The organism is Streptococcus oralis (assembly GCF_001075675.1).
Taxonomy (GTDB): domain Bacteria; phylum Bacillota; class Bacilli; order Lactobacillales; family Streptococcaceae; genus Streptococcus; species Streptococcus oralis_V.
Map to the genome: position 1 here is coordinate 1 of NZ_JUNW01000018.1, position 20,275 is coordinate 20,275.

At 38.4% G+C, this 20,275-nt stretch carries 24 protein-coding genes; 1 reads left to right on the forward strand and 23 read right to left on the reverse strand.

What is annotated here, in order from left to right; all coding sequences use genetic code 11:
* The 18 genes from lacD to efeO form a co-directional block, all read right to left on the reverse strand.
* Positions 1 to 768: tagatose-bisphosphate aldolase (gene lacD / locus ADM50_RS02220; protein ID WP_049484384.1), on the reverse strand; the 768-nt coding region annotated here is incomplete at its 3' end.
* A gap of 1 nt (position 769) precedes the next feature.
* Positions 770 to 1,699, reverse strand: a complete 930-nt coding sequence (locus tag ADM50_RS02225; RefSeq protein WP_049484385.1) for a tagatose-6-phosphate kinase — start codon at positions 1,697 to 1,699, stop codon at positions 770 to 772.
* A 10-nt stretch (positions 1,700 to 1,709) separates the two neighbouring features.
* Entirely contained in the window at positions 1,710 to 2,225 is a 516-nt protein-coding gene (lacB, locus tag ADM50_RS02230) for a galactose-6-phosphate isomerase subunit LacB (RefSeq protein ID WP_001216921.1), read from the reverse strand.
* A 30-nt stretch (positions 2,226 to 2,255) separates the two neighbouring features.
* A complete protein-coding gene (gene lacA, locus ADM50_RS02235; RefSeq protein ID WP_049484386.1) occupies positions 2,256 to 2,681 on the reverse strand; it encodes a galactose-6-phosphate isomerase subunit LacA in 426 nt (141 codons plus the stop codon).
* Positions 2,682 to 2,968: 287 nt separating this feature from the next.
* Positions 2,969 to 3,865 (reverse strand): aldose 1-epimerase family protein, encoded by an 897-nt coding sequence (locus ADM50_RS09330; protein WP_080983053.1) that lies wholly within the window; start codon positions 3,863 to 3,865, stop codon positions 2,969 to 2,971.
* A gap of 107 nt (positions 3,866 to 3,972) precedes the next feature.
* A complete protein-coding gene (locus tag ADM50_RS02245) occupies positions 3,973 to 5,448 on the reverse strand; it encodes a PTS galactitol transporter subunit IIC (protein ID WP_049484387.1) in 1,476 nt (491 codons plus the stop codon).
* A 54-nt stretch (positions 5,449 to 5,502) separates the two neighbouring features.
* Complete coding sequence (locus ADM50_RS02250) at positions 5,503 to 5,808, reverse strand: PTS sugar transporter subunit IIB (protein WP_000590551.1); 306 nt, start codon at positions 5,806 to 5,808, stop codon at positions 5,503 to 5,505.
* 37 nt (positions 5,809 to 5,845) lie between these two features.
* On the reverse strand, positions 5,846 to 6,322 hold the full coding sequence (locus ADM50_RS02255) for a PTS sugar transporter subunit IIA (RefSeq protein ID WP_049484388.1): 477 nt from the start codon (positions 6,320 to 6,322) through the stop codon (positions 5,846 to 5,848).
* 192 nt (positions 6,323 to 6,514) lie between these two features.
* Positions 6,515 to 7,204: a CTP--phosphocholine cytidylyltransferase gene (locus ADM50_RS02260; RefSeq protein WP_049484389.1), complete on the reverse strand. Its 690-nt coding sequence runs from the start codon at positions 7,202 to 7,204 to the stop codon at positions 6,515 to 6,517.
* An 11-nt stretch (positions 7,205 to 7,215) separates the two neighbouring features.
* Positions 7,216 to 8,094: a DMT family transporter gene (locus ADM50_RS02265; RefSeq protein ID WP_049484390.1), complete on the reverse strand. Its 879-nt coding sequence runs from the start codon at positions 8,092 to 8,094 to the stop codon at positions 7,216 to 7,218.
* Position 8,095: 1 nt separating this feature from the next.
* Positions 8,096 to 8,953: a phosphotransferase family protein gene (locus tag ADM50_RS02270; RefSeq protein WP_049484391.1), complete on the reverse strand. Its 858-nt coding sequence runs from the start codon at positions 8,951 to 8,953 to the stop codon at positions 8,096 to 8,098.
* Positions 8,954 to 8,969: 16 nt separating this feature from the next.
* Entirely contained in the window at positions 8,970 to 9,992 is a 1,023-nt protein-coding gene (locus ADM50_RS02275; protein WP_049484392.1) for a ribitol-5-phosphate dehydrogenase, read from the reverse strand.
* Positions 9,993 to 9,996: 4 nt separating this feature from the next.
* On the reverse strand, positions 9,997 to 10,704 hold the full coding sequence (locus tag ADM50_RS02280; RefSeq protein WP_000638516.1) for an IspD/TarI family cytidylyltransferase: 708 nt from the start codon (positions 10,702 to 10,704) through the stop codon (positions 9,997 to 9,999).
* 365 nt (positions 10,705 to 11,069) lie between these two features.
* Complete coding sequence (gene tatA / locus ADM50_RS02285; RefSeq protein WP_049484393.1) at positions 11,070 to 11,240, reverse strand: twin-arginine translocase TatA/TatE family subunit; 171 nt, start codon at positions 11,238 to 11,240, stop codon at positions 11,070 to 11,072.
* Positions 11,224 to 11,955 (reverse strand): twin-arginine translocase subunit TatC, encoded by a 732-nt coding sequence (gene tatC, locus ADM50_RS02290; protein ID WP_049484394.1) that lies wholly within the window; start codon positions 11,953 to 11,955, stop codon positions 11,224 to 11,226. The genes tatA and tatC overlap by 17 nt, the downstream gene beginning before the upstream one ends.
* Positions 11,956 to 13,644: an FTR1 family iron permease gene (locus ADM50_RS02295; protein WP_049484395.1), complete on the reverse strand. Its 1,689-nt coding sequence runs from the start codon at positions 13,642 to 13,644 to the stop codon at positions 11,956 to 11,958.
* Entirely contained in the window at positions 13,619 to 14,833 is a 1,215-nt protein-coding gene (gene efeB, locus ADM50_RS02300; RefSeq protein ID WP_049484396.1) for an iron uptake transporter deferrochelatase/peroxidase subunit, read from the reverse strand. Before efeB ends, ADM50_RS02295 begins: the two co-directional genes overlap by 26 nt.
* Before the next feature lie 5 nt (positions 14,834 to 14,838).
* A complete protein-coding gene (efeO, locus tag ADM50_RS02305) occupies positions 14,839 to 15,711 on the reverse strand; it encodes an iron uptake system protein EfeO (RefSeq protein ID WP_049484397.1) in 873 nt (290 codons plus the stop codon).
* Between the two features lie 186 nt (positions 15,712 to 15,897).
* On the opposite strand from efeO, the gene ADM50_RS02310 reads away from it, so the two are divergent.
* A complete protein-coding gene (locus tag ADM50_RS02310; RefSeq protein ID WP_049484398.1) occupies positions 15,898 to 16,197 on the forward strand; it encodes a YbaB/EbfC family nucleoid-associated protein in 300 nt (99 codons plus the stop codon).
* Positions 16,198 to 16,235: 38 nt separating this feature from the next.
* On the opposite strand, the gene ADM50_RS02315 is transcribed toward ADM50_RS02310, so the two are convergent.
* The 5 genes from ADM50_RS02315 to macP form a co-directional block, all read right to left on the reverse strand.
* Positions 16,236 to 17,999, reverse strand: a complete 1,764-nt coding sequence (locus tag ADM50_RS02315; RefSeq protein WP_049484399.1) for a glycerophosphoryl diester phosphodiesterase membrane domain-containing protein — start codon at positions 17,997 to 17,999, stop codon at positions 16,236 to 16,238.
* Between the two features lie 8 nt (positions 18,000 to 18,007).
* A complete protein-coding gene (locus ADM50_RS02320) occupies positions 18,008 to 18,601 on the reverse strand; it encodes a 3'-5' exonuclease (protein WP_049484400.1) in 594 nt (197 codons plus the stop codon).
* A gap of 81 nt (positions 18,602 to 18,682) precedes the next feature.
* Positions 18,683 to 19,177, reverse strand: a complete 495-nt coding sequence (rocS, locus tag ADM50_RS02325; RefSeq protein ID WP_000021252.1) for a chromosome segregation protein RocS — start codon at positions 19,175 to 19,177, stop codon at positions 18,683 to 18,685.
* A gap of 76 nt (positions 19,178 to 19,253) precedes the next feature.
* A complete protein-coding gene (locus ADM50_RS02330) occupies positions 19,254 to 19,946 on the reverse strand; it encodes a 5'-methylthioadenosine/adenosylhomocysteine nucleosidase (protein WP_049484401.1) in 693 nt (230 codons plus the stop codon).
* 15 nt (positions 19,947 to 19,961) lie between these two features.
* Positions 19,962 to 20,273, reverse strand: a complete 312-nt coding sequence (gene macP / locus ADM50_RS02335; RefSeq protein WP_000517873.1) for a cell wall synthase accessory phosphoprotein MacP — start codon at positions 20,271 to 20,273, stop codon at positions 19,962 to 19,964.
* Positions 20,274 to 20,275 lie beyond the last annotated feature (2 nt).

The window sequence follows — 20,275 nt, forward strand, 5'->3', positions numbered from 1 at the left end:
GAGTTTAGCTGATACACCTGCACTCAAGTAGATGTATGGAAGATTTGTTGCTTCGTCTTGAGCTTTGAAGAAGGCTGCTGCTTCTTCACGTGTATGAACGATTTCTCCATCACCAAAGCCTTCAACGTATTTGACGTTTACTGGAACTTCCACTTTCAAGACATCGATGTTAAAGCGTGGATCTGAGAAGACCTTCATGGCACCGATAACCTTGTGTGGTTTTACTTTTGCGTATTCTGCAGAACCTGCGTCAGCAATTTTTTCATCATAAGCGAGGATTTCAAGGAAGAATGGAATGTCTTCTGCCACACATTCAGAACCAATACGTTCGATGTAGGCTTGTTTTTCTTGGTTGAGTTCGTCAGCGCTGTCTACGTCATAATAAAGCAAGAACTTCACAGCGTCTGCGCCTTGTTCCTTGATGCGTTTTGCAGACCAAACATCCAAACAGTCAGGCAAGCGTTTGGTGCTTGTTGTATCGTAACCAGTTTTCTCATAAGCAAGGAGAAGACCAGCATTGGCATCGAGCGCTTTTGTAGCTGGAAGACCATACTCAGGGTCAAGGAGCATAGATGATGCGTATTTTGTCAATTCATCTGCTACCAATACTTTAAGTTCTTCCATTTGAGCCACTGTTGGCTCTTCTGTTTGGTATTGAGCCATGAGACGTTTCAAAGCGCCACGTTGGTCAAAGGCAAGGGCTGAGATAATACCATTTTCATCTGAAAGTTTTTCTAAGCGTGCACGTTTTTGTTCTGTTAAAGCCATTTTATACCTCTTTTACTATTAATTGATCATATAGAGCTTGATAGTTGGCCATATTCACATGACCTGTCATTTTTTCTTGAGCATTAAGCATACCAAGGACATTTGCCTTGATGAGGAGTTCTGCATCCGATTCCTTATGAAGAAGTCCTGATGAAATACCTGCAACAGTAGAATCTCCAGATCCGACAGGATTGACTACCTGAATTCTTGGAATATCTACTTTATAGAAAGTATCCCCATGTTTTGCAAAAGCACCATTTGCACCAAGTGAAACGATTATCCACTCAATCCCTGCAAATAGAGGCTCTTGAAGAACTTCTTTTAATTCATCCAAATCCTCAGAAACTTCTTTCCCAAGAAGCTGAGACAATTCTTCGTTATTTGGTTTAATAACTGTTGGTTTGTGTGGTGATTCAAGGACAGCCTGAAGAGCTGCACCTGAGCAATCCAAAACAACTGGTTTTCCTGCGCGATTAGCAAGTTCTACTAAGCTCGCATAGTAATCAACTGGAAGACCTGCTGGCAGACTACCAGAGATAGCAACTACTTCCACAGTGTTAAGAAGATTTTCGAAATGAACCAAGAAATCTTGACCTTCTTGTTCCAGAACTTCGGGACCTTTTTCAAGGATTTCTGTTTGGTTGTCACCGTGCAGAATAGCGATACAGTTTCGAGTCTCTCCTTTGATTGAGAAGAAACGTTTCGTTACTTTATCGTCGATATGCTCTACTAAAAACTCACCAAGTTTACCACCGACCAAACCAGTAGCAACAACAGAATCACCAAATTCTGAAAGAACTCGTGTAACATTGAGCCCTTTACCACCAGCTGTCTTGGTCACGTCCACCACACGGTTGACAGTGTCAATTTTTAATTCATCCAAAGGATAAGAAATATCAATGGATGGATTCATTGTGACTGTTAAAATCATGCGTCACCTCTTAGTCGTGGTATTCACCGCGATCCCATTTTTCAAGGAATTCTGTAAAGAAGTTTGCATCTGCTTGATGAGCATTGTGAGTTTCAACGTGCTCAATTTTCGCAATCAATTTTTTGTTTTCTTCTGATGGTTTGTATTCAGCATTGATGAAAGCTTCAATGATGTCGCACATGAGCAATTCACCAGTGATTTTACCACCAAAACCGATAACGTTAGCATTCAATTGTTCTTTTGCATAAAGAGCTGTTGTCATATCACGAACCAAGGCAGAACGAACACCAGGAACTTTATTGACAGCGTTGTTGATTCCAACACCAGTACCACAGATACATACCCCAAGATCAGCTTGACCGCTTGTAACGGCTTCACCAACTTTTTTACCAAAGATTGGGTAGTGAGTACGTGTGTGATCATAGGTACCAAAGTCGATGACTTCATATCCTTTTGATTTCAAAAATTCTGAAACCGCCATTTTTTCATCTGTTACGATGTGGTCACATCCAATTGCAATTCTCATTTTTATCTTACCTTTCTTACTGTAATCTAATTAGCACATTTTGTTCAACATATCAACACGAATTTGGTGACGACCACCGTCGTATTTGCCGTTAACAAATCCTTTAGCAATATTTTTAGCCAATTCATCACCAACAAGTTGTGCACCCATAGTGATCATACGTGAGTTGTTGTGTCCACGAGTCATATAAGCTGAACGTTCGTCAGATACTTCTGCAGCAACCATTCCTTTGATTTTAGTTGCAACCATGAATGGACCAGCACCATAAGCATCAATCACGATACCAAGGTTTTGATCTTCTTTGTTTACTTCTGCAGCAACAGCAAGAGTCACATCAACAAAGTCTTGACCTTCAGCTGTAACATCCACAACGTGGAAGTTTTCTTTTTCCAAGAAGTCTTTCACAACTTCTTTCAATCTCAAACCTGCAGCATCTGCACCGATAACAATAGACATATTGTATACTCCTTTTTATTTTTCTAGGCTAGTAAAGACTTTTATAGTTAGCAGTTTACCTACAAAAGGTTTTCTAGCAGTTTAGTGACAAATTTGATTGAATGAGATGAATATCACCTTATCCAAGTCCAGGAAATCAAGTTCCTAGAAACAAACTTTCTCCTCGAAAGAGAATATAACAAGTGATTATTTGTTTGTTACAAACATCATTTGTTGCTTACAAACATAATATACTCCTATTTTTATAAAAAGTCAACAGCAAATGTTTGTTTTTGTGGTTTTTTTATCTAAAATATTTCAATATCAAAGCCAATTTGATCTACTTGACCGGGTTCCAAGAGACGAACGTTTTTCTTATCTTCTAAATGATCTCCTTCTTCAAGAGATGTTGATAAGCCAGACCAAGGTTCAAAGGCAATGAATGGTCCCTTATTCAAAGTTGACCAGATAATAAGATTTGAAAACTCTTTGAAGTGTACTTTTAATCCCTTCTCATGCTTACGAGAACGAAGGGCAATTGTTCTGGATTGCAACTCATCCAAAGTCACTGCATCAACACTAAACAGATCGTAACTGAGATCCACTTCCTTTTGCGAATCCAACCATGGACTTCTATCTTGAAAGTCTAACATGCCAGTTTCTGGGAAAGGACGGGGAACAGAGCAAGTCTCTTCTTTCTCAAACTCTAAATAGTAATCTTCATAAGTTTCTCCATCTAGCAGAGGACAATTAAATCCTGGATGTCCTCCTATAAAGAATGGCATTACTTTATTAGTTTCTTTATTGAAAATCTTGTATTGAGTACGAACAGTCTTGCCAGTCACTAGATAAGTGATTTCAAGGCGGAAATGATAAGGATAGTTCTGATAAGTATTCTCATCATCTTCAATAGCAAAGGTTACGCTGTTTTCTGTTTGTTCAACTAATTCAAATTCTTTTTTACGGACCAAACCATGGCGAGGAATGTTTCCTTTCGTCTCTGTTCCATCTGCATGACTGTAGAAGGCTGTATCTTCTCTTAAAGAGCCACAGATTGGAAAAAGTACTGGCGCTTGTCCACTCCAGTAAGTGGCATCTCCTTGCCACAAATACTCAATGCCTTCTCGATCCTTGATTGACGATAAGGCGCCACCTAAGGTTTTAAACTGGACCGTTAACTGGTCTGATTTGATTTCAATTACCATCATATTCTCCAACTATTTTTAGATTTTTATACGAAAAACTAGGTTGTCACTCCCAATGTAGGAAATTAACAACCTAGTTTTCACAATTTACATTTTATAGGAGCGAATTATTTAGCATTTGCTGCGTATTCTTCGTTACGTTTGATCATTTGTTTTCTATACCAAGCAAAGATACCTACATAGAATACAAGGAAGACTGCTGCACCAAGGATTGCTTTTATATCACCTGTTGTAGCATTACCGATTGCCCAACCAAATAGTTTTTCAATTGGTCCTTCAAGAGTTGAGTGAGTGATCAATTGAGTTTGGCTCACACCTTCTGGGAAGGCACCTACACCTTTAGCAAGTTCAGTTGCAAATGGAGCGATAAGAGTACCAGAAAGAAGGAAGAGAGGCAACAAGAGTGTTCCGAAGATAATCATACGGAGCAATTTACCACGTGTAACAACCAAGAGAGCTGGAGTCACACCCATAGCGATGATACCTGCAAGTGGCAAGATACCATTACCTACGTTTGAAAGAAGCACTGCTTCTACTAGCATGATTGGAGCAAGTACGTTAGCACAAGCCCAGATTTCAGCACGACCAGCGATGAAAGGCCAGTCAAGACCGATGTTGAATTTACGTCCTTGAAGACGTTTAGTAGCAACGTTTGTAATACCTTGTGAAAGTGGTTCTACAGCTGCGATGAACCATGATCCGATAAGTGAGAAGAGTTCCAAAGCTACACCGGCTGTCAAACCAAGAGACAACCAACCTTTAATAACAAGTTCCCATGAAGACGCATCTTCTACTCCAGCAACTGGGTGTGGAGTCCCCATCAAACCAATAACAATACCAAGGATGAAACCGATAAAGAATTTAGATCCCCAGAAACCGATTTTTTTGTTTAATTTTGCAGCGTCAAAGTCATATTTATCGAGACCAGGCAATACTTTATCAAAGATTTTATCCAAGACCATGATAACTGGGTTCATCATGTAGTTCATGTGAGTTGAAGTCATTGGTGATGAACTTGGTGCATTAAGAAGGTCGTCGAAAGTTGGTTTCATCAAATCAGAGTTGATGATTTTCAAAATACCTACAAGGACAACTGCTGCAGTTGCGATGAAGAGTGAAACCCCTTGGCTTACACCGTTGTTGTCTGCATACCATTTAATCAAAAGACCAGTGATTGACAAGTGCCAGATATCGAAGATATCGACGTCAAGTGTATCTGTTTTCTTCATTGCAAGCATCACAATGTTGACAATCAACATTACAAGCAAGAAGTAAAGTGTCCATGCAGAACCCCAAGTGATCGTAGCAAGTGGTGCCCAACCAACGTCGGTGATGTTCAATTGGATACCAGTGTTTTCAACAAACTTCGCAAGTGATGCTGAGAAAGCTCCGTTAAGCATACCGATGATAGCACCGATACCAGTAAGGGCGATGGCAAGTTTGATACCACCTTCAAGTGCTTTGGAGAATTTCACTCCAAAAAGTAGGGCCAATACTGTCAAAATGATCAGCATGATGATAGGGCCACCCATAGCCAAGATAGGTTTGAAGATATCGTTGGCCAGATTGATAATGACATCCATAATAGTTCCTCCCGTTTTTTTAGTTATATGAATGTTAACAAGATAAAGAATAAATTAGCTTAGTCCGTGTTCTTTGATAGCTGCTTCAATATTGTCAAATACTGGAGCGCTCATCGCTGGAATACGGAACAAGATTGGTCCAGCTTCAATTACTGGAATACCTGGTTCAAAACCAAGGTCAGTTGCAGCGATTGGTGTAAAGATATCGTAGCCCTTGATAAGGTCTTCGTTTACATCTTTCACCATGACTGCATCACAGTGAACATCATAACCACGGTTTGAAAGTTCTTCTTCTAGAGCACTTTTAATTTGGTGACTTGAGTTAACACCTGCACCGCAGGCAGCAAGAATTTTAATCATTTGGATTTCCTCCGATTTTATTTTTTAATAGACAAGATTAAGCGGTTGCTTCGGAAATGTAAGCATAAAGTTTTTCTGGTTCGGAAATTTTTGATAGATCTTCCAGATGTCCATTTCCTGTGAAAAAGTCCATCAACTGAGCCAGAATATTTGTTTGACTTGAACTTGAGTTGTTAATGATAAAGAAGAGTAGGGATACTTCTACTTCCTTATCAGGAGCTATCATATTGTGAAAAGTTACTGTTTTTTCTAATCGAACAACCACCACTTTCTCAGCTAGATTATGAACAATATCTGTATGAGGTATCGCTACATTTGGCAAATCTTTCCCCAGAAATTCCATATCCAAGCCAGTCGGAAATGACTTTTCACGCGTGATCAAGGCTTCACGATAAGTTGGAGTTACTATTTCTCGTTCCTCCAACAGGGTTGCTACCTGATCAAAGAGTTGTTCTTGATTATCCGCTTCTAAGCAAAACACCAGGTTTTTGTCAAAGAAATGATCTAATCCCATAACATTTTCCCTTCTTTCAATTAACTTTTATGCTATAAGTATAACACTATATGAAATCGTTGTCAATATTTTTTGTTTTATTTTGTTCATTTTTTTATAAATTGTGTTTTATTTGGTAAATACAATCAATATCAAACATCCCTTGATTTCAACAACAAAAAAAGAAGGCTGAGCCTTCTTTTTTTGGATTGGTTACTTAATAGAAGATAAAATCTCTTCTAGTTTTTGATAGTCTTTGACACTATCGATTTCATAGATGCTGTTGCCTTCTAATTCTTCTACATATACATCTAGTTCTTTAATATTATCTTTAACCATATTATCCCAGTAGAGATCCACAAATTCACCACTTTCGTAAGCTTTGTCAATAAAGCCAACAATCTTCTCAGCAGTTGGTGCATCCCAGAATGAAACTCCGCTCAGAATGCGACCAGCCTTGCTATCAACAATGATGTCTTGAACCTTGTAGTCATCACCGTAAACCAAGAACCACTCGTTGGTACAATCTTCACGATAAACACTGAAATAGGTAGAACGTTCTAGATCATTTCTAAACATATTCTTGAAGAGATAGTTATCCGCATCAATGACATAGCTGTTAGCTAAGTCTTCTTTAACGAGATAAAGTGAGTAAAAGTTATTGTAATCAGCATACTTGTCGTTAAAGACTAAACGGACACCATATTTTTCTTTTAGGTAATCGAATTGTTCTTTGAGGTAGCCAACAACAATGATGATTTCATCAATTCCACGCTCTTTCAAAAATTCAATCTGGTATTCTACCAAAGGTTTTTGATTAACCTTAACCAAAGCTTTTGGTGTATTTTCAGTCATAGGGCGCAGACGAGTTCCTAAGCCCGCTGCTAAAATAATCGCTTTCACACGAATCTCCTTTATTCTTTAATAATAATATAAACACCAGCCATAACAATAAGTGAAGTGATGATTGTCAGCATATCTAGCGGTGCACCCAAGAAAATAACTGCAAATAAGACAGTCCAAACTACATAGCTCACATTCAAACCTGTCGCTTTCGCAGGTTGCAAGCGATTAATGGCGATATAATAAGCTAAGTAGGAAATCATATCAAAGGCCGCAAAGACAAGCAAGAGGCCTAGTAACTGCCCATCTGCCACTTCTGCAAATGAATGGTGAGAAAAGAGCACAATCACTAGATAGGACAAGAATGAGGTTACTTGTCGAATTAACAAGGCTTCAATTTCACTTAAATCACTTTCCATAGCATAGGAGCTGAGAACACTTTCACTCCCCCAGGCAATGGCACAGATAAGGGCACAAAGAATCCCAATGTAAAACGAGTTTACTTGTTCAACCTTGTAGGTTTGAGCAATGATCGCTGCAATAATCAAGAAAACACCAAATACCGTATTCTTTGAAACCTTGTGTTTCAAAATGAAGAAGGCGAGTAAAACTGAAACTGCTGGGTAAATAGCTGATACAGATGAAGCTAGAGAACTACCAATATATTTAACCGCATAAAGATTGGCTTGCATACCAATTGGTCCAGCTAACAAAGCACCGATTATAACACTCACATTTCGAATATTTAAGAAAATAGAGAGGCGAACTTTTCCTTCTTTTACCAAAAGAAAAGCTAACAAGATAAAGATACTCAAGAAATCGTGAGCGGCAGCCACAACAAAAGGTGAAAGATTTGTAAAAATTGAAAAGATATAAGCACTAATCGTTAGACCTAATCCCCAGAATATACCAGAGAGCAGACCAAAAGAAACACCATTTTTATTCTTCATCCTAACCTCCATAATAAGTCAAACCTTCGACAGCTCTTTGGTAACGATTGACACCGTAATCTCCAAAGTCAGCTCCTTGAGCTTCTTTGTACACTGTCCACAAACTCCAGATAGCATCTTGCAAGATTTTATAGATACGAATTTTCTCACGTGATACAGGCGTTTTGTCACTTTCATAGTAGGAAAGGAAATCATCTTCCTCTTGCTTTGTAAATTCAGACTCTAAGAAAAGAGCTGCCAAATCCCACATCGGGTCATTCATAGAAGAGTATTCCCAGTCAATCAAATACAAGCGACCTTGAGGTGACTCGATAAAGTTTTCTGGTACCAAATCGATATGGCAGGACTTTCTATCAACACCCAAATCATCCAATCTCTTTTCTAGTAAAAATACATCTTTTCTTACAGCTTCATAGTTTTCATAAGGGATAGGTCCCTCAATCAAGGATTCATATTTGCTGATTTCCTCAAAAGGAGCAAATTCTCCTCTTAATTCTTTTCCTGAAGCATGGATGGTTTGTAAAATTGGTGCAATCTTTTCAAACTTGGACTTGATAGATGTTGAATCAAGAGTTACTGCCGATTCGATGTATTCATTTACTTTAATCCCTGACTCAATATCAAAGAGGTAATTTTTGACATCTAAATCTAAATCCTCTAAAAGCTCAAGATTGTACTTTTCATTTTGACGATTGATGAGTTTTTCAGTCCCTTTACCAAAAAATTTCACAATATACTGTTTGTTGGTTGTTTTGACCAAATAGTTTTGGTTGGTCATGCCTCCCAGCTGTTCAACACTGAGTACTTCCTCTTCATCATATAGTAAAGAAGAAATTTTTTCTTTGATGAGTTTTTCCACAATTAACCTCCATCTCCTACACTTCCCACTTAAATACTGTTTTAAAAGCAGTATTAAGGTCTGTAGCAAAGACACGGTGAATGTCCTTGATTTCTCTCACTGGTTCTTCAAGATAAAGGATATTCTTCAGACGATTCGCAAACTTTTTGACTTCCATCATTTGAATGGCCTTTTCAAAATCGACGCGTCCTGAACGAGACGATCCCACTAATAACAATCCTTTTTCCAAAGCATCTCGTGTATTGATATTAACCTTGTATTCGCTCACTCCCATCATGAGAATCGTTCCCTGTGGGCGAATATAACGAATCAAGTCATTGATAGCTGGACCTGTACCATCACCACCGCAACACTCAAATCCATGATCAAAGGTCAAATCCTCTGGGATATTATCCGTAATGTAGCACTCTTTTGCAAAAGAGAAGAGCTCTAGTTTTTCCCAATGGCGACCAAAGACGATAATCTCTGCTTCTGGTAGAGTGTAATTGATAATATTCGCAACCACAAAGGCCAAACTACCATCTCCGATAACAGCAATGCGCTCTCGCTTACTATGACCAAGATGCAAGAAACGATCCATGGCATGCATACCAACACTCACAAACTCAGTAATGGCTGCAACTGTGTCCTCAATATCATTATAAGACACAACACGATCTTTTGGAAGAGAGACAAATTCTCTCATAAAGCCATCATAACCACTTGATAGGAAGTAGGTTCCGGTCATGTAGTTCTCGTAGAACTCCTTGTCACTCTGCATAGGCGGTTGATTGGGAATCATAACTACCTTTTGACCAACTTCATAAGTCCCAGTTGGATCGGAAATAACAGTTCCACAAGATTCGTGAATCATGGCCATAGGAAGCTTTTTAGCCAATATCTTTGGATCGCGTTTTCCTTGATAGTAACGTTGATCCGCATGACAAACCGCCATATAATTTGGACGAATAAGGATATGATTCTTCTGATCAATGTCTTCTTCTTGATATTTTACATTGATAAACTTTGGTTTGGTCAGTTGATAAATTTGATTAATCATAGCCTTAGTCTTTCTCAATCATGCTTTTCGCGATTTTCAAGTCTGTCACTGTTGTGATTTTAAGGTTTGAATATTCCCCTTTAGCTAGAGCAACATCCTTCCCTTTGATAACAAAAATCTTACATGCATCCGTCAGGATTTCCTTTTCTTGATCAGATAGGGAACCATACAAATCCATGAAATCCTTACAACGGAAAGTCTGAGGTGTTTGACCTTGATAAAGATGAGCACGATTTGGAATATCCGTGATAAACTGACCATTGGTACTTTCAACAATGGTATCAACCGCTTCTACTACTGTGTCAACCGCATCATGATTTTGAGCCAGTTTGATATTGTCCTGAATCATGCGAAGTGTGATAAATGGACGAACAGAGTCGTGGGTAATCACGATATCTTCTGGAGTGATTGGACGATAGGCATTAATAGCTTCTATAATCTTCTCGATACTGGTATTGCGATCAGCACCACCCTTGGTAATGATGATGCGATCCTTGTGGAGAGAAAGATACTTGTCAACTAGGTCCTCAGCGTGTGACACCCAGTCTCCATGAACTCCAACTACAATTTTTTCAATACTTGGTTCTAAGACGAATTTTTCAATTGTGTGGATCAAAATAGGACGATCACCCAACTCCAAAAATTGTTTTGGTAAATTACTGATTCCCATGCGTGTGCCAGTTCCTCCGGCTAGGATTCCTGCATAGATCATTTATATTCTCCTTTAGTTTATTCTAAAAAACTCATTACTATCTATTATATCACAATCTGCCTCCATCATGAAGAAAAGACAGAGTGTCATTTAGTCTAATCAACACACCATTTAAGGTAAAAAGTGAACAATGTCTTACTAAACCTGGAAAGACTATAACAAATTAAGAAATAAAATTAGGTTATCCTCTATATTCTCCTTTCAACGTTCGGTTAATATAGAGTTCTTTAGAATATAATAGAAACCTTAAAGAAAACTTAAACACATTTTTTAGAATACAAAAATAAGCTAGGAAACTGTTCGAACTCGCAAAGACAGATACAGTTCCTAACTTTATTGTTTTTATTTGTAAAAGATGGAATAGATTATTTTTCCTGTTCTTGGTCACTAAGTCCTTTAACTGCCTTCTTAAACTCAGACAGCATTTTACCGATTGATTCACCCAGTTCTGGTAAACGTTTTGGTCCAAAGATTAAGAGTGCACCTAGAACAATGATAATCAATCCTGGAGCACCGATATCACGTAAGATTCCCATTCTTTTCTCCTTTCATTTTTTTCTTTATTATTCTCTTGCTAATTGCAATACTAAGCTCATAGAGCGAGATTAAAGGAATAGTCATGGCTAAATCGCTGATAAAATCAGCTGGTGTCAAAATAACAGCTAGCACCAGTAAAATAAAATAAGCGTAACGACGATAAGCAACTAAGAAGGCTGGTCCAATCAAGCCAATCGACGTTAAAAAAGCGATAATGACAGGCAATTCAAAGATGAATGCTAAAGGGACGGTTGTTTGAAAAACAAAGTCTAAGTAGTTCTGCGCCGTTAATTGGGTTTCAAATAATCCTTCCCCTAGTCCTAAAAGCACTTGAAGTAAGGCAGGCGTTACAAAGTAGAATCCAAAGACTAGTCCAAGTAGAAAGCAAATAAAACTAGCTGGAATATAGGCAAAAATGGCTCTTGCTTCTTCTATTTTCAAGCCTGGTTTGATAAAACTCCAAATCTGATAAATTGTAAAAGGTAGAGTAATAGTAAAGGACATTAGGCTCGCTAAACGAAAATAAATCCACAAAATATCATTTGGACCTAATACAATCAATTTTTGATTAAAGGACTGAGTTAGATAGTAATAAAGCTGATCTGCAAACAATAAAGCTCCACAAAAGACTATAGAAAAGCAGGCTATAACAGCAATGAACCTCTTTCTAAATTCTACCAAATGTTCAACGATTGTCAATTCTTTTGTATCCATCTACTTTTCACCCTGTCTCAATGTGACAACCAAAACAATTATCAAAAAGACTAGCTGACTTCCTAAACCTTCCCAACTTGGATAGATGCCCAATAGGTCGATAGTAGGGAAACCTGATATTAAGTGATTTGGAGCCATATTAGTCAGCTGGAGTGCATGCAAACTAACACCTAGCATCTTGAAAGCCAGAGCATAAATCATCCATGTCAAGATAAAGAAGACCTTGTGAGGGAGAATAAATTGACTCGCTTTGTTCATCAGGAATGCGATAACTAGCAAGACCAACAAAGCCAGAGAAATACCTAGAATAAAGTCAAAACTAGATATTCTCGGTAAAATTCCTACATAAAATAGTATGGTCTCTGCCCCTTCACGAAAAACAGCTAGAAAACTTAGAGCAAACATGGAAATGAATGAACCTGTCTTGGTCACAGTTTTCATCTGGGAATCCATAAAGTCATTCCATTTTTTGACCGAGGATTTACTATGAAGCCAGATTCCGATCAAAATCATCATCACTACTGCGAAAATACCAACAACTCCTTCGATGATTTCACGATTAGCCCCCGATGTTACAGCAGGAAAGGCAATTTGTAATATAAATGCAATCACTAGACTCGCAGCGATACCTGTTAGGGCCCCACCATATACCCACTTGAGTCCTTTGCGCATCTTGGCTGCTTTTAGAGTTGTGACCAAAACCATGACGATTAATAGGGCCTCCACTCCTTCCCGTAGGAGAATGAGCATAGCATCAAAAGCATTGTAGCTTGCATTGGTATCAATTTGAGATAAATCCGCAATCAGTTTTTCTAATTTTTCTTGATATTCCTTCTCACTTCCCTTGACCATGATTACAGGACTTTCGCTTTCAACTCGTGTATAGAGGGAAGGATTGGTCGTGCTAACAGAACCCTCAATCGTTGGCCAGATAGTGATGAATTCCTTCATACTAGCTGCCCCTGATGCTTGGTCACCAGCTTGGAATTGTTCCAAAGCCTTCTTCAAAAGGGAAATACCGTCTTTGAGACTTAAATCAGAAGATGCTTCTGCGACTTCTTTTCCAGTTACAAAATCATCAATAGCCTTTTTTAAATCCTCAAAGGAAGTCTGGATGGAGTTAAAATCAGTAGGCTCAGTTTCTATGCTACTACGCAAGAAGGAGATAGCTGTTTCAACACGTCCATAATGGGCCGTACTATTGTCACGAACAACACTTTCATTGATCGTCCAGGTTGAATTCATCTTTTTATAAGCTTCTCGGATTTGCTCTATATCTTTTGAAGTAATTGCCTTATCCAGAACCTCAAAACGCGGTCTTAGTCGACTAACAAGCTTTTCTTTTTCAGCATCAAGATCAACTGGATTTTGCTCTTTCTCAAATGCAAGAAGAGCAGATGAAATTTGTGTCAGATTTTCCTCACTTATATCTCCTGTCAGAGCAAGCTTTTCCTTGACGATCTTACCAGCTTCCGAATCAGAATGTTCTACTGTTTCAAAATCTGTCGCCATTTCTCTAACTAGAACCTTGGCTTCTGCTTGATTTCCGTTTTTTATAGCTTTAGAGGCATCCGTTATCTTTACAAAATATGAACTCAGGCTTTCCTGTGCGATTACGGGAAAAACAGCTAACAAGAGAAAAGACAAAGCTAAGAAACAAATGTTAATCTTCCAATAATTTTTGACCAATATAGCCTCCTTTCTCTACTCCACCAAAGCAGGCAAAGAGACCGCTACCGATGTGGGTTACATACTCATTCATCTTGTCTGTAGCTCCGAGGTTGGTTTGAACCTTGACAAAATGATCTGGATCCTTTTGGAAAGAAATAAAGAGCAAGCCAGTATCAAATTGTCCAGTCTTTTCATCAATGCCATCTGAATATGAATAGGATCGTCGTAAGAGTGGCTTATCTACCTCTTTAGCTAATCGAACATGCGAATCATCTGGCAAAAGACTTAAGTCCACTTCATCAAACTCATTCTTCTTACCAAAGGGAGCGCCACTTTCCTTGTAGCGACCAAAGGTATTTTCTTGCTCTTCAAGATTGGTTCGATCCCAAGTATCGAGAAACATCTGGATGCGGCGAACGGCCATATAGGATCCATTTTGCATCCAATCCTTGCTGTCTGCCCAGACAACACGATCAAAATCCTTCTCTTTGGTCACATTGGCTGTTCCATCCTTGAAACCAAAAAGGTTGCGGGGTGTCTCCAGACGATCTCCAATGGCTGCAAAACCTGACTGACTCCAACGGAGAGCCACCGCATTTCTCCCTTTACGGATAAGGTTGCGAATAGCATGAAAAGCAACTTGCTCGTCATCTGCACAGGCTTGGATAACAATATCTCCCCCAGTATATTTTTCACGCAGTTGCTCTTTTGGGAAGGGCGGTAAATCCTTAAAAAGTTGAGGACGCTTTTGTTCTAAATTCATTTTTTTCAGGAAACTTGCAGACACACCAAAAGTCAACGTTAAACGATGAGGATTTAGCCCCACGGTTTCTCCAGTGTCACTAGGTGGTAAGAGAGCATTCTGACCATCTTTTTTGACTAATTCTCCTTCTACCAACTTGCTACTATAATCTGTCCAATCCTTAAATAGCTGAATAATCTTATCTTTATCTGTCGTATGCAAATCTAGGACAACAAAATAAATTTTTTTCTGCATAGGGGTTGTAATACCCGCTTGGTGTTTGCCATAAAAAGCAATCTTTTCATTACCGTACGAGATGTTTTCTTGATTTCCAAGCTTAGGTGCGAAAAAAGCAGAAGCACCAGAGAGCCCTAGCGCTAAACCAGCCCCTCCAATCCCTGCTTTTTTTAGAAATTCTCGACGGTCCATTTTTTTCTCAAAAAACTTTTCATCTTTATCAGTCATATTGCTTATTCTCCATCAAGAAATTTGCCCATTTGTGATAGAGGTTCACCAAGTTTTGTCACGGCTTCAGCCAATTCCTTGGTGTCTTCTTTTGTCAAATCAGTATAGAGTTTGTAGTGTTCCTTGTCTGTCATATGTTTGTCCAACAAGCTATTAACAGATTTGAAATCAGCTTCTAATTCTTTAACTAAATCAGAATCTGATTTTTCTAGTAAAGGTTTAAATAGTTGGAAAATTTTCTCAGCACCCTCAATATTAGCACGGAAGTCGTACAAATCAGTATGAGAATAGATTTCCTCTTCACCAGTAATCTTGCTTGTCGCTACTTCATTGAGCAAGTCAACTGCTCCAGTCAACATAACCTTGTAGTCCACATCCACAGTCGCAATCTTAGCCTTCAACTCTTTGATATCGTTGACTAATTGATCGCCATAACTTTCAGTTCCTTTAGTTGTATTTTCTTCCCAAAGAATTCGTTCAATACGGTGGAAACCAGACCAGCCTTCCTCAGTCTTATTTTCATCTACGTAGTCTGCTAAACGGAAGTCAATCTTGACATCTGACTCACCAAAACTTTCCGCAATCGGTTCTGAACGCTCATAAGACATACGAATCAGTGGATAAACCTTCTTAGCCTCTTCTAATTTGCCTTCTTTCAACAGTTTGACAAAGCCTTCCGTATCAGTCAAAAGTTTATCAATTTGCTCTTGTACAAAAGTCTTATAGTCAGCAGTGGCCTTATCAAGCATTTTTTGCTTGTCTTCAGACAGGGCTGTCACCTTAGAGGAATCATTTGTCTCGGTTGATTTCTCAAAACGGACTGCACATGCTGTCAATAGCAAGGCTGAAGATAAAAGGACAAAACCTAGTTTTTTCATTGTATACTCCTATTGGTTCAGAAAACCTGAATTTATTTTACGTTTCATTATATCATGTCTTCTCTCATTTTTCAATAAATTGTCAGAAAATTTAATGTTAGCTATCTAAAACTAATAATAGACTTTTAATCCTAAAATTGTTAAAATAAAAAGGAAAATAATAGAAAAAGGAAACTGTAAACCGCCATGATGAACATGCAAAACATGATGCGCCAAGCACAAAAACTTCAAAAACAAATGGAACAAAGCCAAGCAGAACTCGCTGCCATGGAATTTGTTGGAAAATCTGCTCAGGACCTTGTCCAAGCGACCTTAACTGGTGACAAAAAAGTTGTCAGCATTGACTTCAACCCAGCAGTTGTAGATCCAGAAGATCTCGAAACACTTTCAGATATGACTGCTCAGGCGATTAACGCTGCACTTGAACAAATTGATGAAATGACTAAGAAGAAATTAGGAGCTTTCGCTGGAAAATTGCCTTTCTAATCCACAAAAAAAGAGAAACATCTGTTTCTCTTTTTTTCTTAGAAATCAAAGAATTCCATTGCTTTCTTTAGAATCAAATCAGTATATTCAGGGTCATCCAGAGCCATCAATACCTGTGACTGTACCATTTCTAGGTCATCTGTTATCATACCGTTGGCTCCTAGACGAATAGCTTTATTGAAAGCGTCAGAACCATTTACGGTCCAAACGTAGAGGCTCTGATCAGTTGTCCAGAGTTTATTGACAAAGTACTCATCCAAGGTTGAATATTCCATGGTATAACCAGTTGCCTTGGTTCTTGGGAAGATACTGTTATAAGGCATAATAAAGTAAGACGGGATTTCAGAATCATAATTCAAAACCTTATCAATCACTTGGTAATCAAGGGATTGAATCTGGTGCCCATATTTTTTGATGGTCGTCCCATATTTTTCAAGGAAATGTTCCATCATTTGAGGGCTATCTTTTCTACTGGTTTTAATCTCAATCAGCAATCTTTGGTTTAAAGCATTTGCACGCTCTAAATAGGCATCAAAGCTTGAAATCTTTGTTTGATAACCATTCTCGTAAATATCTGTATTTGTTAATTCATCCAGAGTTAAATCTTGCGGTGTAGCATTAATACCTGTTAAATTTTTGAGGTTAGCATCATGCATCATCACGAACTGACCGTCTTTCGTTTCCTGCACATCCATTTCGATGAGATCTGGTTTTAGTTGAGCTGTTTTTTCTAAAGACTGCACAGTATTTTGAACACCATTTTTATTACTTACTCCTCTGTGCGAAATCACTAAAGGTGTATTGGTATCCGGAGATTCCAGATAAACGTAGCCTTCTATCGCAAAGAAGATGCTTGCACACCCCATGACACCCCATCTCATCAGATGGTCTTTCTTTCGCCTTGGCATGATCTCCAACTCCTCTCCTGTCAGGAAGGAAACAAACTTCACTAGGAAATAAGTCAGGGTCATGTAATGGAAATTTTTAATCAAGACAAAATTAATTACACCGAGAATCAAGGATTCTTTTTGAGTTAGACTATCCATCACTACTTGCGCAAAAAGCAAAGGAATTAACAAACCAAAGAAAAAGAGATAGGTTTTAATGATAATGAGTAAGAGATGCCAAGAGAAGAAAAGGACATTTTTCTTTGTCTTTTGGAGACTATATTTCACACTTTCTCTTACGGTCTTTCTTTCAAAGAGAATCTTAGGAAGGGCAAACATAAATCGGACAGAGATGTAGAGAAAGATCCAAGCGGATGCTATGAGCACCAGTCCTACCAGCCAATGCTTACCTTCCCAATAATTCACAATAAAATCTGGAATAATAATCTTATTAAGGTAATAGATTTTTAAAATTTTCCTGATGAAAGGAAAAAGCATAGCGACGTAAAAGAAGACAAAGGCCATTTTACAGAAACTAAATCGTTTCATAAATAGAAAACTCTGTTGAAAGACTTTTCGACTATACTCAATCAAGGTTCTCTTTTCATGGTAGAGAAGGTGACGCGCCCCAATAAATAAAAGACAAATCTGAAAATAAGCAACCAAGAGATTGATTGCAATTAAGATGAGAAAGGCTAAACTGACAAAAGGTGAACCTTGAATAATAGCAAGAAAGTTATTGTAAGAAATAAACAAATAACCTGTTTGTCTGAGCAACATCCCTGCAATCCAAGAATTCAATGGCAGCCAGACAAACTCAACCATCATAAATATCAAGAAAAATAGAAATAAAATCTTATCTAGGTTATAGTATATCTTCCTAAAACCTAGCTTTTTAGGTTTTTCAGGTTTCATAAGCACTCCTAGTCTAAAAATTGGGATAAATCTAAGCCACCGAAAGGATTATTCATAGAAAAACTACTCTGGTCTTCTATTAATAGCTTTCCTTCATCTGATTCCAAAAAAGCTTCGTAAACACGCGCCGTCATGCAGGCGTCTTCTAAACTGTTATGAGACTTCCCGTGAAAGCCTAAAAAATTCGCTACAGTTTGTAATTTAAGATTGGCTATGCCGTGTAGGTCAGAACTACGGCGTTCAAAAGCCTCCTCATATAGATCAACCTTATACTGGTCACGATAATCAATACCATGCTCCAAGAGAATAGGCAAATCACTCTTAGCTGCATTGTAACCAGCGATAGGTAAGTCTCGAACAAATGCCTGAAAGTCCTTTAAAACTTGTTCTACTTTTGGCGCATCTTTTAAGGTTTCAGCTGTGATTCCAGTCAAACCATTGATAAAACTCTTCAATGGTGCTGTAGTATGAACATAAGAATCAAAAGTAGCACATTCTTGTCCATCTTGAAAGCGGACTGCTGATACTTGAATTAAATGGGTAACCCCCTCGTGTTGGTTGAATTCCAAATCAAAGGCGATATAATCTCTTAATTTTTCCATTATTTACCTCAATTACTACCCAAACTAAACTATAAACAATAAAAGAAGCCATTAGGTTAGTGAGTAACCCAAACAGCTTCTTTATTTTCCTCCAAAAAGGCGAGCAAAAAAGCCTTTTTTGGTTGCTTGGACTTCTTCTTTTGCTTGGTCCAACTCGAGTTTCAAGGTTTCTTGATCCTTCATCGCTTGAAGAGTTAACTGTTGCTGTTGGTCCAACTGTTTGTCCTTTTCAGCAATCTGTCGGTCTTTGATACGCATCTGTTCATCTTTTTCTGATAACTGGCGGTCTTTTGCCTTGAGCTGCTCGTACAAACGAAGAATTTCAGCATTTTTCTCATCGACCAAGATTTCCATCAGTTCACGTTGTTTAACATCATCACTGACTGGTTCATCTTCAAAAATCGTTTTTTTGTAGATTTCCTCTAGCTTGATCAAGCCACTTCGAGTAACTACAGTTACACCTTTGTCATTTTTTTTCGTGTCCTCTTCTGGAAGTTCTTTGACACGATTGTTGATTGCTTGACGAGATAGTCCTAAGACCTCTGCAATCTCACTGACGGTCATTTCAATACTCATAATATCCTCTGAAACGTTTTCTAGCTTTTCTTTATTTAAATCTTATCATAAGCTAGATAAACTGTCAAATTTTCGCTTAATCCAAGGCCTTTAAAAAGGCTAGTAAGACTTGGGCAGAACGACGTCCAGCTTCGATAATAAACTCATCAAAAGAGATAGAGGCTTCGTGATTGGCATTGTCACTCATAGCACGAATGACTAGGAACGGTAAATTAAGAGTCTGAGCCGCTTGTGCAATGGCTGCACCCTCCATCTCAACAGCTAGAACATCTGGAAAGTGGGATTTGATACTAGCAATCTTATCATCTCCAGCTATAAAACTGTCCCCTGTAGCAATCAAGCCTAGGTGCCAAGTCTGTTCTAACTGAGATAAGTTTTCTTTAATCCTAGCGATAAACTTCTTATCTGATTCAAAGTAAAGAGGTTGACCAGCCATTTGGCCATAAGCATAGCCAAAAGCAGTCACATCCACATCATGATAAGCCAACTTATCCGCAATCACTACATCTCCAACAGCAATCCCTTCAGCAAGAGCACCAGCAGATCCTGTATTGATGATGGCTTCTACTTGGAAATGGTCAGCTAGAATAGCTACACTCATAGCTGACATGACCTTCCCAATCCCACTCTGAACTAGGACAACTTGAGTATTGCCAACAGATCCAGTGTAGTAAGTATTTCCTAAGACTTGGACTTCTTGATGTTTGTCCAAATTCTGAGTCAAATATAGGAGCTCTTCTGGCATGGCAGCAATGATTCCAATTTTCATTTCATTTCCTTTCAATTACAAGAGTTTCATTGCCAAAACTAGCAAAATCAAAAGTAGGATGACTGCAAACAAGATGCGATTGAGTTTCGAATTAAAAACATTTCTCTTAGTGTTTTCAATGCGGCGGCTCTTATGAATCGTTGGTTCTACTTCGATTGTTAAGGTATCCTGACTAAAACCGTGGTCTCTAGAACGTGAATAACCAAAATGTTGTGAAGACGTTGGTAAGATCTTTGTTTCCTCATCATCTTGAAGAGGCGGTCCTGAGATTTTCTCACCTCGGTTGGCACGTTCAATCATTTCATCTGTTAATAAAGGTTTTCCCATGG